This window comes from Aeromicrobium sp. CTD01-1L150 (assembly GCF_041951745.1).
Lineage (GTDB): Bacteria > Actinomycetota > Actinomycetes > Propionibacteriales > Nocardioidaceae > Aeromicrobium.
In genome coordinates, this window is record NZ_CP169555.1 from 537,932 (window position 1) to 551,891 (window position 13,960).

Annotated in this window: 12 protein-coding genes; 9 read left to right on the plus strand and 3 right to left on the minus strand. The window is 70.8% G+C overall.

The annotated features are described in order from the left end of the window. Positions 1-2 precede the first annotated feature (2 nt). From ACEVFP_RS02585 to ACEVFP_RS02605, 5 genes are all read left to right on the plus strand, one after another. Positions 3-1,592 (plus strand): ABC transporter ATP-binding protein, encoded by a 1,590-nt coding sequence (locus ACEVFP_RS02585; RefSeq protein WP_375001783.1) that lies wholly within the window; start codon positions 3-5, stop codon positions 1,590-1,592. Positions 1,593-1,605: 13 nt separating this feature from the next. Next, positions 1,606-2,433, plus strand: coding sequence for an ECF transporter S component (locus tag ACEVFP_RS02590; RefSeq protein WP_375001784.1), 828 nt, complete (start codon positions 1,606-1,608; stop codon positions 2,431-2,433). 137 nt (positions 2,434-2,570) lie between these two features. Further along, positions 2,571-3,407: a hypothetical protein gene (locus tag ACEVFP_RS02595; RefSeq protein ID WP_375001785.1), complete on the plus strand. Its 837-nt coding sequence runs from the start codon at positions 2,571-2,573 to the stop codon at positions 3,405-3,407. A gap of 45 nt (positions 3,408-3,452) precedes the next feature. Then, positions 3,453-4,661 carry an NAD(P)/FAD-dependent oxidoreductase gene (locus tag ACEVFP_RS02600; protein WP_375001786.1) on the plus strand — a complete coding sequence of 403 codons (1,209 nt, stop codon included), beginning with the start codon at positions 3,453-3,455 and terminating at the stop codon, positions 4,659-4,661. A 202-nt stretch (positions 4,662-4,863) separates the two neighbouring features. Beyond that, positions 4,864-5,946 (plus strand): NADH:flavin oxidoreductase/NADH oxidase, encoded by a 1,083-nt coding sequence (locus ACEVFP_RS02605; protein ID WP_375001787.1) that lies wholly within the window; start codon positions 4,864-4,866, stop codon positions 5,944-5,946. Between the two features lie 13 nt (positions 5,947-5,959). On the opposite strand, the gene ACEVFP_RS02610 is transcribed toward ACEVFP_RS02605, so the two are convergent. After that, on the minus strand, positions 5,960-6,388 hold the full coding sequence (locus ACEVFP_RS02610; RefSeq protein WP_375001788.1) for a type II toxin-antitoxin system VapC family toxin: 429 nt from the start codon (positions 6,386-6,388) through the stop codon (positions 5,960-5,962). Continuing rightward, complete coding sequence (locus ACEVFP_RS02615) at positions 6,375-6,653, minus strand: hypothetical protein (RefSeq protein ID WP_375001789.1); 279 nt, start codon at positions 6,651-6,653, stop codon at positions 6,375-6,377. The genes ACEVFP_RS02610 and ACEVFP_RS02615 overlap by 14 nt, the downstream gene beginning before the upstream one ends. A gap of 94 nt (positions 6,654-6,747) precedes the next feature. Between ACEVFP_RS02615 and purL the strand changes: the two genes are divergently transcribed. Together purL and ACEVFP_RS02625 are read left to right on the plus strand one after the other, a co-directional pair. Continuing rightward, on the plus strand, positions 6,748-9,081 hold the full coding sequence (gene purL / locus ACEVFP_RS02620) for a phosphoribosylformylglycinamidine synthase subunit PurL (RefSeq protein WP_375001790.1): 2,334 nt from the start codon (positions 6,748-6,750) through the stop codon (positions 9,079-9,081). Next, positions 9,082-9,429 carry a sterol carrier family protein gene (locus tag ACEVFP_RS02625; RefSeq protein ID WP_375001791.1) on the plus strand — a complete coding sequence of 116 codons (348 nt, stop codon included), beginning with the start codon at positions 9,082-9,084 and terminating at the stop codon, positions 9,427-9,429. It abuts the gene before it with no gap. A 210-nt stretch (positions 9,430-9,639) separates the two neighbouring features. Here the strand turns inward: ACEVFP_RS02625 and ACEVFP_RS02630 are convergent, their stop codons facing one another. Beyond that, positions 9,640-11,256 carry a long-chain-fatty-acid--CoA ligase gene (locus ACEVFP_RS02630; protein ID WP_375001792.1) on the minus strand — a complete coding sequence of 539 codons (1,617 nt, stop codon included), beginning with the start codon at positions 11,254-11,256 and terminating at the stop codon, positions 9,640-9,642. A gap of 260 nt (positions 11,257-11,516) precedes the next feature. On the opposite strand from ACEVFP_RS02630, the gene ACEVFP_RS02635 reads away from it, so the two are divergent. Then, positions 11,517-12,332, plus strand: coding sequence for a class I SAM-dependent methyltransferase (locus tag ACEVFP_RS02635; protein WP_375001793.1), 816 nt, complete (start codon positions 11,517-11,519; stop codon positions 12,330-12,332). A gap of 91 nt (positions 12,333-12,423) precedes the next feature. After that, complete coding sequence (gene purF / locus ACEVFP_RS02640; protein WP_375001794.1) at positions 12,424-13,914, plus strand: amidophosphoribosyltransferase; 1,491 nt, start codon at positions 12,424-12,426, stop codon at positions 13,912-13,914. The last annotated feature ends 46 nt before the right edge of the window (positions 13,915-13,960 follow it).

Sequence of the window (13,960 nt, forward strand, 5' to 3'; positions counted from 1 at the left end):
GGATGATCGAGCTGCGGGACGTGACCTTCACCTATGAGGACGCCGCGGAGCCGGTGCTGCACGACGTCTCCCTCACGATGCAGGAGGGTGAGCTGGTCCTGGTGTCGGGTCGCACCGGGACCGGCAAGAGCACCCTGCTGCGCACCATGAACGGACTCGTGCCCCACTTCACCGGTGGCGAGCTGCGTGGCGACGTCCTCATCGACGGCGCCAGTGTCGCCGGGGTGCCGCCTCGCGAGCTGGCCCATCTCGTGGGCTGGGTGGGCCAGGACCCGCTGGCCGGCTTCGTCACCGACACCGTGGAGGAGGAGCTCGCCTACGGCATGGAGCAGCTCGGCGTCGACCACGCCACCATGCGTCGTCGGGTGGAGGAGACGCTCGACCTGCTGGGCATCGAGGAGCTTCGGACCCGGCCGCTGCGGCTGCTCTCCGGCGGACAGCAGCAGCGCGTCGCGATCGGTGCCGTGCTCACGATGCACCCACGGGTCCTCGTGCTCGACGAGCCGACCTCCGCACTCGATCCCACGGCCGCGGAGGACGTGCTCGCGACGTTGGCCAGGCTCGTCGACGACGTCGGGCTCACCGTCGTCGTCGCCGAGCACCGGATGGAGCGGGTCATTCCCTTCGCCGACCGGCTCGTGGTGGTGGAGGGGGCGCGCGTCCGGTCCGGCGAACCCGCGGACCTGCTCGTCGACTCCCCGGTGGCGCCGCCCGTGATCGAGCTGGGGCGGCTCGCCGGATGGTCGCCGCTGCCACTGTCGGTGCGAGCCGCGCGGCGTCGTCGCGAGGAGCTGCGGGCCCGGCTGGGCGACCCGGCCGGCCGGCGTCGTCGCGACGACCGCGCGCTGCTCCTGCGCGCTGACGGGGTCACGGTCACCCACGCAGGTGTCGACGCCGTCAGCGCTGTCTCGCTGCAGGTCGGACGCGGCGAGGTCGTCGCCCTCATGGGACGCAACGGTGCCGGCAAGTCATCGTTGCTGTGGGCGCTGCAGGGCGCCGGACGGCGCGACGCAGGTCGGGTCGACGTCCTGGGTGAGGACCCCGCGTCGGCCGGTGCCGGCAGGGCCCGCTCACTCGTCGGTCTGGTCCCCCAGACGGCAGGGGACCTGCTCTACCTGGAGACGGTCGCGCTGGAGTGCGCTGCCGCCGACGCCCAAGCCGGAGCCGCCGCAGGCTCGTGCCGGGGTCTGCTGGACCGACTCGTCCCGACCATCGACCCTGACCGGCACCCGCGCGACCTGTCCGAGGGTCAGCGGCTCGCGCTGGTGCTGGCGATCATCCTGACGGCCGAGCCCGTCGTCGTCGCGCTCGATGAGCCCACCAGGGGTCTGGACTACACGGCCAAGGCCGAGCTGCGCACCATCCTGCGGCACCTCGCCGACGAGGGGCACGGGGTGCTGCTGTCCACGCACGACGTGGAGTTCGCCGCGACGGTCGCCGACTCGGTGCACGTCATGGCCGGTGGTGAGGTGGTCTCCTCAGGCTCGCCCGAGCAGGTGCTGGCGGAGTCACCGGCCTTCGCGCCGCAGACCTGGAAGATCCTCGGCGACGACTGGCTGACCGTCGAGCAGGTCGCCGGGGCCCTGCGGTGAGCCGGTCGCACCGATGACGACGGCATCGACCGCGAGCGGGGGGACGTCCCGGAGTGCCTTGCGGGTGGGGCCGCGCTCGGCCGTGACTCTCGCCGCCGCCTCCTTCGTGGGCGCACTGATGTTCATCTGGCCGCTGCTGCTCACGCCGTCCCAGGAGGCGGACCGCGTCGACCCGCCGTTCGTCTTCCTCGTCCTCATGCCGGTGGTCATCGTCGTCGTCCTGGTGGAGCTCACCGAGGGCGGCATGGACTCCCGGGCGCTCGCCATGCTCGGAGTGCTGACCGCCATCAACGGCGCCCTGCGGACCCTGGGTGCCGGGACGTCGGGTGTCGAGCTGGTCTTCTTCCTGCTGGTGCTCGCCGGCCGGGTCTTCGGGCCCGGGTTCGGGTTCGCGCTGGGGTGCACGTCGTTGTTCGCCTCGGCACTGCTCACCGGCGCGGTGGGTCCGTGGCTGCCGTTCCAGATGATGTGCGCGGCCTGGATCGGCATGGCCGCCGGGCTCCTGCCGCGCCGGGTCTCGGGACGGTGGGAGATCGCGATGCTGGTGGTCTACGGCGTCGTGGTGGCGTACGTGTTCGGGATGCTGATGAACCTGTGGTCGTGGCCGTTCCTGCTCGGTGCGGAGATCTCCGGGCAGGGCGAGCGCACGCTCGCCTTCGACCCGGGCGCGTCGCTGCGGGAGAACCTGCAGTCGTTCGGGCTCTACACACTGGCGACGTCCACCGCGACGTGGGACACCGGTCGTGCGATCACCAATGCGCTCGCCATCGTCGTGCTCGGCCCGGCCGTCCTGGCCACCCTGCGCCGGGCGGCCCGTCGCGCCCGGCACCTGCCGGCCTGATCCCCCGATGTGTGAGCCCCAGCACCCAATGGACCAGTCGTTGGGTGCCCGGGCTCACGAATCGGGAGGAGTTGAGCCGTGTGAAGACGGCGGGCAATACGTGACATCGACGATGTCACGGTTCTACTCTGGCTTGCATGGACCTCGTCGGCTTCGTCACCCTGCCCGTGCGCGTCACGGTCTCCGCCACGCGCACGACCCTCGCCCTCGGGCAGCTGGCCTCGCCGGACGGGCCCCTGCTGCGCGAGGGCGGGTACGCGAGCCGGATCGCCGTGCTCATCGGTGAGGACGGTCTCCTGGAGCAGATCGGCAAGCTGCTCGCCGACGAGCGTGGTGTCATCGCCCTGGGCAACCTCATCGCCGACATCACCGCCGAGGACCGGCCTATCGGGCGGGCCCTGGCCCGTGACGGGGTGGTCGATCGCATGGCCTCGGAGGATGGCCCCTTCGTGCGTCTGCTCGAGGCCGACGGTCCACTCGACCGGGCCCTCGCCGAGGACGGCCCGCTCTACCGATTCCTGGCCCCCGGCGGTGCCCTGGACCGGCTCCTCGCACCCAACGGACCCCTGGAACGCCTCACGGCACCGGGCGGCCCCCTGGAACGGATGCTCGAGCCGGACGGCGCGCTCGATCGGATGCTCGCCGAGGGCGGCCCGCTGGACAACGTCCTCGAGCCCGGCGGACTCCTCGAGCAGCTGCTGGAGGACGAGGGCATCCTGGAGACGATGCTGGCGCCCGGCGGCACGCTCGACCAGCTCGTCGAGCTCGGCAACACCTTCGATGCGATCGTTCCCCGGCTGGAGGCCCTCGGCAACGCGATCCCCAACCTCAACGCAGCCGTCTCGGTGCTGAGCGGTGCGGTGGAGCCGCTCGGCAGCCTCGCCACCCGGCTGCCCGGTGGACGGCGACGCGTCCTGACCCCGGCCGGCGAGCGGCCACCCGTGGCCGAGCAGGAGCCTCCCGCCGCACCCTGAGGCGTCCGACTTGCCTTCCGCGCTCAGCGAGTCAGGATCGAAGGCATGGACGTCGTCATCATCGGAGCCGGCCTCGCCGCGGCGAAGGCCGCCATCGCCCTGCGCTCGAGCGGACACACCGGTGGAGTGACCATCGTCGGCGAGGAGACGCGGCCGCCCTACGAGCGGCCACCGCTGTCCAAGGACTACCTGCAGGGAGGCTCGTCCTTCGAGGACGCGCTCGTGGAGCCGGAGTCCTGGTACGACGAGCACGACGTCCGGCTCGTCCTCGGCACGCGGGTGGAGGCGCTCGAGACCGGGGAGCACCGCGTCCGCCTCGCCGGAGGTGAGGTGCTGCCGTACGACAAGGCCGTCCTCGCCACCGGTGCTGTGCCCCGCGGACTCGACCTCCCGGGAGCCGACGGGGCCCTGGTGCTGCGGAGCGCGCAGGACAGCGAAGACCTGCGTGCCGCCTTCGGCTCGGCTGCTTCGGTCGTCATCATCGGCGCCGGCTGGATCGGGCTGGAGGCCGCGGCGGCGGCTCGGGCGGCCGGACTGCGCACCACGGTCCTGGAGGCTGCCAACGTCCCGCTGCGCCAGGCGCTCGGTGAGGAGATGGGCAGCTACTTCGCCGACCTGCACCGCGCCCACGACGTCGACGTGCGGGTGGGTGTCTCGGTGGATGCCGTGACGGGCGACGGACCGTTCGCGGTGCGTGCTGGCGGTGACGTCATCGAGACCGACCTCGTGCTCGTGGCCGTGGGTGTCGCCCCGGCCACCGAGCTTGCCGAGGCCGCCGGGCTGCTGGTCGAGGACGGCGTGGTCACCGACGAGCGCTTCGTCACCAGCGACCCTGACGTCCTCGCGATCGGGGACGTCGCCCGGGTCAGCAACACCGCGCTCGGGACCCCGCTGCGGGTGGAGCACTGGGACAACGCGGTGCGCCAGGGTGAGGCGGTGGCCCGGGTGCTGCTCGGTGAGGAGACCACCTACGACTGGCTGCCGTTCTTCTTCACCGACCAGTACGACCTGGGCATGGAGTACGTCGGCCACGGCGGACCTGACGACGACACGCTCGTGCGAGGCGATGTCGCGTCGGGGGAGTTCATCGCCTTCTGGCTCGACGGCGACCGCGTCACGGCCGGGATGAACGTCAACATCTGGGACGTGAACGACGACCTGCGCGCCCTCGTGGGACGCAGGGTGGACCGCGAGCAGCTGGTGGACCCCGATGTCCCACTGACCGAGGTGGCCCATGGAACCCCGCAGGACTGAGACTCAGCCCACGACCGGGCGGTTCTCGTGCCTGCCCGCCCCCACGAGGCTCGAGGACACCATCGCGCACCACGACGTGCGCCCGGTCCCGGACCCCGAGGCCGGACGGGACACCGAGCGAGACTTCCTCCTCCGTCACGCCCTGCCGTGAGCTCGTCCGATCTGGGAACAACCCGTGCGAGATCGATGTTGATCTCCTGACGTGAGCGCACTCTTTGAGCCCCTGACCCTGCGCGGCGTCACCACGCGCAACCGCATCTGGCTGGCGCCCATGTGCCAGTACAGCTGCTTCGACCAGGACGGGGTGCCCACCGACTGGCACCTCGTGCACCTCGGGGCCCGCGCCACCGGCGGCTTCGGACTCGTCATGTCCGAGGCGACGGCCGTCGCACCGGAGGGCCGGATCAGCCCTGAGGACACCGGTCTGTGGAACGACCAGCAGGCGCAGGCCTGGCGGCCCATCGTGGACACGATCAAGGCGCAGGGCGCGGTGGCTGCGGTCCAGCTGGCCCATGCTGGTCGCAAGGCCTCCACCTTTGCTCCGTTCGCCGGCGAGTCCGGCTCGGTCCCGCTCGAGCAGCGCGGCTGGAGCACCGTCTCCTGCACCGACCAGGCCTTCGGGGACTTCGACGCCCCACGCCGACTCAGCACCGAGGAGGTCGAGGACCTGCCCCGGCAGTTCGCCGAGGCGGCACGCCGGGCGGAGTCCGCGGGGTTCGAGGCCGTGGAGATCCACGCCGCTCACGGATACCTCCTGCACCAGTTCCTCTCGCCGTTGGTCAACGACCGGGACGACCGGTACGGGGGCTCCTTCGAGAACCGGGCCCGGATCGTCCTCGAGGTCGTCGACGCGGTGCGGGCCGTCTGGTCGGGACCGCTGTTCATCCGGTTCTCCGCCACGGACTGGGTCGAGGACGCGCCGAGCTGGGACGTGGAACAGACCTCGCGCCTGGCGGGGCTGGTCGTCGAGCGTGGCGTCGACCTCGTGGACATCTCCTCAGGTGGTGCCGTGCCGGAGCAGCGGATCACGGTGGGGCCGGGGTACCAGGTCCCGTTCGCCGGCGCGGTGCGCCGGGCGACGGGTGCACCGGTCAGCGCGGTGGGTCTCCTCACCGATCCTGCGCAGGCCGAACGGGTCCTGAGCGACGGTGACGCCGACGTCGTCATGCTGGCCCGGGCGGCCCTGCGCGAGCCGTCGTGGCCGTTGCGCGCCGCCCACGAGCTGGGGCTCCCCGCGGACAAGGCCCCCTATCCGCCGCAGTACGCGCGCGGCGCCTGGCGCTGAGGGCGACCTGGGCTCAGCCCAGGAGCGACGCGACGCCATCGGCGTCGGGGTAGACGTGCCGCAGGCCCGGCACGTCGGCGAAGGCGCGGTCGGCCGAGACGATCGTGGGGTCCTTGGAGTCGAGGGCGATGGCGGCCAGGACTGCATCGAAGCAGCCGAGTGACTCGTGCGCGTGCCAGAGCTCGAGGCCCTCGATCAGGTGGTCGGGCTCGGTGGTGCGCAGGGGCGCCAGCACGACTGAGTACTGCTGCGCGACCTGGGCTGACACGCGCCTGCCGCGACGTCGTGCGAAGGCATGGGCGAACTCCTGCAGGGTCTCAACGGTCGCGCTCGCGCGTAGGTGGCCTTGGTGGATGGCCGTGATGATCTGCGAGCACGGTTCTTTCAAGGAGTGCTCCATCCCGCGGGCGTAGATGAGGACGTTCGCGTCAATCAAAGGCACGCGCGCGCTCCTCGCGGGCCTCGCGGATGTCGTCCATGGCGTCCCAGCCCGCAGGGTACATGCTGGTGTCGTCGGTGAGCTCTATGATGCGCTCCCACGCCTGGCGCTTGCGTTCCAGGTCGTCGTCGGTGCCGAGCGACTCGTCGATGGCGTCACGAATGACGGCGGCGACGGAGAGGCGCTGACGCTTGGCCTCGGCGGCCACGCGCTGGTACCGCTCCTCGTCGAGCAGGAGCTGCAGGCGATGAGTCATCCTGGCAGACATACACATACATTAGCATGTGTAGGTTTGTGGGACCCCTGCTCCCGATGCGATGACGCCCGAAGGGCCTGAGGTCCGGCGCCGATACGATGGTGGTGTGACCGACGCTCCCGCGAAGCCCGCCCTTGACCCTGCGGCGAAGCCCGCCCTTGACACCGTCTTTGTCGCCGCCGAGACCCCGGAGCGTCAGCTCCCGTGGGCCGAGCTCGGTCTCAAGGCTGACGAGTACGCACGCATCGAGGAGATCCTCGGGCGCCGGCCCACCGGCGCGGAGCTGGCCATGTACTCGGTCATGTGGAGCGAGCACTGCTCCTACAAGTCCTCCAAGGTGCACCTGAAGAAGTTCGGTGAGCTGCCGCAGGAGACGCCACTGGGCAAGACGCTCGCCGGGATCGGTGAGAACGCCGGCGTCATCGACATCGGTCAGGGCTATGCCGTCACGTTCAAGGTGGAGTCCCACAACCACCCCAGCTACGTCGAGCCGTACCAGGGGGCCGCCACCGGCGTCGGTGGCATCGTCCGCGACATCCTCGCGATGGGTGCGCGGCCGATCGCGGTCATGGATCCACTGCGCTTCGGGCCGCTGGAGGCCGAGGACACCAGCCGGGTCCTGCCCGGCATCGTCGCCGGAGTCGGTGGCTACGGCAACTGCCTCGGCCTGCCCAACATCGGCGGTGAGGTGGTCTTCGACGAGACCTACCTCGGCAACCCGCTCGTCAACGCGCTGTGCGTCGGTGTGCTGCGTCACGAGGACCTCCACCTCGCCCACGCCACGGGTGCCGGCAACAAGGTGGTCCTCTACGGCGCCCGCACCGGGGGTGACGGCATCGGCGGCGTCTCGGTGCTCGCATCGGAGACCTTCGACGGCAGTGCCGATGGATCGGGGGGCCCGGCCAAGCGGCCCAGCGTCCAGGTGGGCGACCCGTTCATGGAGAAGCTGCTCATCGAGTGCACGCTCGAGCTGTTCTCCGCCGGTGTCGTGGGCGGCATCCAGGACCTCGGGGGCGCGGGCCTGTCCTGTGCCACGAGCGAGCTGGCGTCTGCCGGTGACGGCGGCATGCACGTCGAGCTGGACACCGTCCCGCTGCGTGACTCCACGCTGTCGCCGGAGGAGATCCTCATGAGCGAGAGCCAGGAGCGGATGATGGCCGTCGTCGAGCCGGAGCACCTCGACGACTTCATGGCGATCTGCCAGAAGTGGGACGTCGAGGCCGTCGTCATCGGTGAGGTCACCGACGGCGACCGCCTCGTCATCGACTGGCACGGTCAGAGGGTCGTCGACGTCCCGCCGCGGTCCGTGGCCCACGACGGCCCCACCTACCACCGCCCGTACGCCCGTCCGGACTGGCAGGACACTCTGCAGGCCGATGTCGCCGAGCAGCTGCCCCGGCCCGCCACGGGCGAGGAGCTACGCGAGAGCCTGCTGCGCCTCGTCGCCTCCCCGAACCTCGCCGATACGTCGTGGGTCACCGACCAGTACGACCGCTACGTGCAGGGCAACACGGTCCTCGCGCAGCCCGAGGATGCCGGCATCGTGCGGGTGGACGAGGAGTCGCACCTCGGCGTCGCCGTCTCCACGGACTGCAACGGGCGCTTCGCCAAGCTGGACCCGTACACCGGTGCTCAGCTGGCCCTGGCGGAGTCGTTCCGCAACGTCGCGGTCACCGGCGCCCTGCCCCTGGCGGTCACGGACTGCCTGAACTTCGGCTCGCCGGAGAACCCTGACGTCATGTGGCAGTTCGAGCAGGCCACGCAGGGCCTGAAGGACGGCTGCGCCGCGCTCGGCATCCCGGTCACCGGCGGCAACGTCTCCTTCTACAACCAGACCGGCGAGACGCCCATCCTGCCGACGCCCGTGGTCGGTGTGCTCGGCGTGGTCGATGACGTCCGCCGGCGGGTGAGGCAGGGCTTCGCCCGGCCGGACGAGCACGTCCTGCTCCTGGGGGAGACGCGTGAGGAGCTGTCGGGGTCGTCGTGGGCCGACGTCGTCCACGGCCACCTCGGCGGGCTCCCGCCGCAGGTCGACCTGGCGGCTGAGCAGGCGCTCGCAGCCGTGCTGAGGTCTGCCGCGCGTGACGGTCTGTTGTCTGCCGCCCACGACCTCTCCGACGGTGGTCTCGCCATGGCGCTCGTCGAGGGTTCGCTGCGCCACGGCGTCGGCGTGCACGTCGAGCTGGACGATGACCCGTTCGTCGCCCTGTTCAGCGAGTCCGCCGCCCGTGCAGTGGTGGTCGTCGACGAGCAGGACCATGACGCCCTGCTGTCGCTGGCAGAGCAGCACGGTGTGGAGGTCGCCTCGATCGGTCGCACCGGGGGTGAGGCCGTGGAGGTTGCCGGCGTGTTCAGCGTCGGCATCGAGGAGCTGCGTACCGCCTGGTCGTCCACCCTGCCGTCCGTGCTCGGCACGACCGTCGGTGGTGCTGGCGCGTAGATGGCCCGCGGCGCGGTCCCCCTCCCTCCCGAGGTCGTGCACGGGCTGCTGGCCCGTCTCGACGACGGCGACACGTCGCGTGAGGTGCTCAAGCCCCTCACCAAGCACTTCCTCGGTGCACTGGCGCTCAAGGCTCCTGGGCGCAGCGTCGAGGTCCGGGTGCCGCCCTATGCGGCGGTGCAGTGCATCGAGGGTGCGCGGCACACTCGCGGCACACCTCCGGCCGTCGTGGAGACCGACGCCGAGACGTGGATCGCCCTGGCCCGCGGGCGGCTCCTGTGGTCGGATGCGTCCGTCCAGGCATCGGGTGAACGCTCCGACCTCTCGTCGCTGCTCCCTCTCGCCTGACTCGAGCGGCAGGTGCCGTCTGGCGAACCTGGGACGGCGGACGCTGGGAATATGGCGTCGCCCGAGGCCGGTCTCGTGCCACGGAGTGGCCCGCGGCGACCTTCCGCGAGGCGCTGTGGCGTCCGTTGAAGTCGTCTGTATGCTTGGGCGCAGGCGCGGTCCCGACCCACACCCCTGGAGGGTCGGGATCGCGCTCTTCTCGGCTCCGGCTCAGACCTGGCGGCCATCACCCCAGTAGGGCTTGCGCAGGTCGCGCTTGAGGATCTTGCCCGACGGGTTGCGCGGGAGCGCCTCGACGACGTCGATCGACCGGGGCACCTTGTAGCCGGCGAGTCGCTCGCGCGCGAACTCGGTCAGCTCCTCGGCAGTCGCCGACTCACCGGGGCGGAAGGCGACGACCGCCTTGACCGACTCGCCCCAGTGGTCGTCCGGGACCCCGATGACGGCGAGCTCCAGGACGGACGGGTGCTCGGCCAGGACCCGCTCGACCTCGGGGGAGTAGACGTTCTCGCCGCCGGTGATGATCATGTCCTTGACGCGGTCCTCGATGAACACGAACCCGCCGTCGTCGATGCGCCCGACGTCGCCCGAGCGCAGCCACGGTGCGTCCTCTGCCGCCCGTGGTCCGGCGCCCCCGCCGTCGACGAGCAGCTCGGCGGTCGCGTCCGGCTTGCCCAGGTAGCCCGGGGTCGCCTGCTCGGTTCGCCACCACAGCTCACCGGAGGCTCCGGGCTCGACGTCGGTGAGCGTCGCGGTGTCGACGACACGTACCTCGACGCCGGGGATCGGCTTGCCGGCCGAGACGAGTCGCTCCGGTCGGCCGCCCTCGCGCAGGGCGTCGCGGTGCGCCGCGTCGTCGAGGATCGTCACCACGCCGCCCATCTCCGTCATGCCGTAGACCTGCATGAAGGCGGTGTCGGGCCAGTGCTCGAGGGCGCCGCGGAGCACGGGCAGCGGCATCGGGGCGGCGCCGTAGGAGAACGCCTTGAGCCTGCTGAAGAGCTGCATCGCCTCGGGTCCTGCCTGCAGCAGTCCGGCGACGACCGCGGGCACGAGGAAGGCGTGGGTGACCCCGGCCATCATGGCCTGGGCGAGCAGCTGCGGATCGACCTCGCGGATGATGTAGCCGTGGGTGCCCGTTGCCGGGCCGAACAGGGCGTACGACGAGCCGCCGACGTGGAACATCGGCATCGCGATGAGCATCATGTCGCCGTCGTCGTAGGAGATGTCGCCCATCGCGTTGCGGGTGTGGACGACCATGTTGTGCTGCGTCAGGACGACTCCCTTGGGGCGGCCGGTGGTGCCGGAGCTGTACATCACCAGGCAGGGGTCGTGCGGGTCGACGTCGTCCTGGCGATCCACCGGGGTGGCCGAGGCGAGCAGCGGGCGGTACTCATCGACCCCGTCTCCATCGGTCCCGTCGCCGATCACGATGATGCGCTCGACCGTGGTGAGCTGGTCCCGGATCAGCTGGAGCTGGGGCATCAGCTCCTGGCCGACGAGCAGGACGCGGGCGCCGGAGTCGTTGATGACGTAGTCGAGCTCGTCGCCGGCGAGGCGCCAGTTGACCACCGCATTGGCGCTGCCGAGCAGGCAGCAGGCCTGCGTCGCGGTCAGGATCGCCGGGTTGTTCTTGTCCAGTGTCGCGATGCGGTCGCCGTGACCGATGCCGGCGGCCTGCAGCGCACCGGCCAGCCGGCGGACGTCGTCCCAGGCCTCGGCCCAGGTCCAGGTGCGGTCCAGGTAGGTCCAGCAGGCTCCGTCGGGGTCGGTCTCGGCGCGGTACTGGTGGAAGTCAGAGAGGTAGGTGGCGTCCGGAACGGTCATGGAGACTCCTCGCAAGTGACGTGGATCACGCCAGCCTACGGGGGCTCTGTTCAGGCTTCGACCGCATCGGCCGGACGATCCTGGGTGGGAGGCATGTTCTGCTCCGCGACGACGGTCGTCGTGGGGCGCTCGAGCCGGAGATCCGCTCGGCCTGCGGGGCCACTTCCACCAACTAATGGATTTAGACATGTTGACACCATTAGTTCGGTGAGGGATGGTCCTGTGAAGCATCTCTGGCGACCGAGAGGGAAGTGGTGCAGATGACGAGCGAGGCAGCGTACGTCCTCGGCGAGGGACCGGACGAGGGCCGGCGGCTGCGGGACCAGTCCACCGTGCTGGACCCGATCACCAGGAGGCTCTTGGTCCGAGCGGGCCTCGAGCCTGGGATGACAGTGCTCGACCTCGGCAGTGGGGCTGGCAACGTGGCCGCGATCGCAGCAGACCTGGTGGGCCCGACGGGACAGGTCGTCGGGGTGGATCGTGATCCCGAGGCACTGGAGAATGCCAGGAACCTGACGGCAGGACTCGACAACGTCGAGTTCCGCCAGGGCGACGTCGGCAGTCTCGACGTCGTCTCCGGCGAGTTCGATGCGGTGGTCGGTCGTGCCGTGCTGATGCATCTGCCCGACCCGGTGGCTGCGCTTCGGGTGGCGGCTGAGCGCGTCCGACCGGGCGGGGTCCTGTGCATGCACGAGCCGGACATGACCTGCGCCTGGACCAGTCACGAGGTCCCGCTGTGGGAGACGGTCAGGGGCTGGATCCTCGAGGCGTTCGACCGGGGTGGCGTGCACTCCCGGATGGGACCGTCGCTGTTCGCCGCGTTCCGGTCCGCCGGGCTCGCCGACCCCGAGGTGGTGATGGAGGCCCCGGTCGGTGGAGGCGCTCGGTCTCCCGCGTTCGGCTGGGCCAACATCGTCGAGGCGCTGCTCCCCGTGATGGAACGACTCGGGATCACCACGGCGCAGGAGGCCGACGTCGAGACCCTCACGGCCCGTCTCGACGAGGCGATCTCCGCGTACGACGGACTGGTGATGGGCCCGCCGATGTACGGCGCCTGGTGCACGCCCGGCCGGTGAGCACGCCGGTGGTCAGCGCGTCTGGTCGCCCGGTGGTCCGCCGATCTACGGCTGTGTACCCAGAGCATGGCCACGGCCCTACACTGGGAGCGTGCCACGCGGAGACGGTCGCCTGACCCACGACATCGACCCCCAGAGCGCCGGACCCCAGGACGCCTGTGGCGTGTTCGGTGTCTGGGCGCCCGGTGAAGAGGTCGCCAAGCTCACCTACTACGGCCTGTACGCGTTGCAGCACCGCGGGCAGGAGTCCGCCGGCATCGCCGTGAGCAACGGCCGGCAGATCCTCGTGTACAAGGACATGGGCCTGGTCTCGCAGGTCTTCGACGAGGCGACGCTGGAGTCGCTCAAGGGCGAGGTGGCGATCGGTCACGCCCGCTACAGCACCACGGGCGCGAGCGTGTGGCAGAACGCGCAGCCGACCTTCCGGCCCACGCCCACCGGCTCGGTCGTCCTCGGCCACAACGGCAACCTCACCAACACCGCCGAGCTCGTCGACCTCCTGGCCGAGCGTACGGCCAGCACCGGCGGTGCGGCCGGCAAGGGCGAGAGCGCCACCACCGACACCGCCGTCATGGCCAGCCTGCTGGCCTCCTACGAGGACCGCTCCGTCGAGGAGGCGGCGTTGCAGGTGCTGCCCGCCCTGCGGGGTGCGTTCTCGCTCGTCTTCATGGACGAGGGCACCCTGTACGCCGCGCGCGACCCGCAGGGGATCCGCCCGCTCGTGCTCGGGCGTCTCGAGCGAGGCTGGGTGGTGGCCAGCGAGACCGCCGCCCTCGACATCGTCGGCGCCTCGTTCATCCGCGAGATCGAGCCCGGCGAGTTCGTCGCCGTCGACGAGAACGGTCTGCGCACCGAGCGGTTCGCGCCTGCGGCGCCCAAGGGCTGCATCTTCGAGTACGTCTACCTCGCCCGCCCCGACACCACGATCTCCGACCAGCGGATCTTCTCGGTGCGTGCGGAGATCGGCCGGCGCCTCGCCCGGGAGCATGCTGTCGATGCCGACCTCGTCATTCCGGTGCCGGAGTCAGGCACACCGGCGGCCATCGGCTACGCCGAGGAGTCCGGGATCCCCTTCGGGCACGGCCTGGTCAAGAACGCCTACGTCGGCCGGACGTTCATCCAGCCGTCGCAGACCATCCGCCAGCTCGGTATCCGGCTCAAGCTCAACCCGCTGCGCGACGTCATCGCCGGCCAGCGGCTCGTGGTGGTGGACGACTCCATCGTCAGGGGAAACACGCAACGTTCTCTGGTGGCGATGCTCCGCGAGGCCGGTGCGAGCGAGATCCATGTGCGCATCTCCAGCCCGCCGGTGAAGTGGCCCTGCTTCTACGGGATCGACTTCGCCTCGCGGGCAGAGCTCATCGCCAACGGCATCAGCGTCGAGGAGATCTGTCGCTCGATCGGTGCGGACTCGCTCGCCTACGTCGAGCTCGACCAGCTCGTCGAGGCCACCGGAGTGCCCAAGGACCGGTTGTGCCGGGCCTGCTTCGACGGCATCTACCCGGTGGCGCTGCCCGAGGACGACCTGATCGGCAAGCACCTGCTCGAGACCGACACCGAGCCGCTGAAGGTCATCCAGTGAGCCCGGGGGCGCGCCGGCAGGGACTCGGGCGTTCACGTTCGCACGC

What these genes read in the sequence shown, in the direction of transcription:
- ACEVFP_RS02595 (WP_375001785.1), top strand. Translation starts at nt 2,571, where the DNA reads ATGGACCTCGTCGGCTTCGTCACCCTGCCCGTGCGCGTCACGGTCTCC.
- ACEVFP_RS02590 (WP_375001784.1), top strand. Translation starts at nt 1,606, where the DNA reads ATGACGACGGCATCGACCGCGAGCGGGGGGACGTCCCGGAGTGCCTTG.
- ACEVFP_RS02635 (WP_375001793.1), top strand. Translation starts at nt 11,517, where the DNA reads ATGACGAGCGAGGCAGCGTACGTCCTCGGCGAGGGACCGGACGAGGGC.
- ACEVFP_RS02600 (WP_375001786.1), top strand. Translation starts at nt 3,453, where the DNA reads ATGGACGTCGTCATCATCGGAGCCGGCCTCGCCGCGGCGAAGGCCGCC.
- ACEVFP_RS02630 (WP_375001792.1), bottom strand. Translation starts at nt 11,256, where the DNA reads ATGACCGTTCCGGACGCCACCTACCTCTCTGACTTCCACCAGTACCGC.
- ACEVFP_RS02615 (WP_375001789.1), bottom strand. Translation starts at nt 6,653, where the DNA reads ATGTCTGCCAGGATGACTCATCGCCTGCAGCTCCTGCTCGACGAGGAG.
- ACEVFP_RS02625 (WP_375001791.1), top strand. Translation starts at nt 9,082, where the DNA reads ATGGCCCGCGGCGCGGTCCCCCTCCCTCCCGAGGTCGTGCACGGGCTG.
- ACEVFP_RS02585 (WP_375001783.1), top strand. Translation starts at nt 3, where the DNA reads ATGATCGAGCTGCGGGACGTGACCTTCACCTATGAGGACGCCGCGGAG.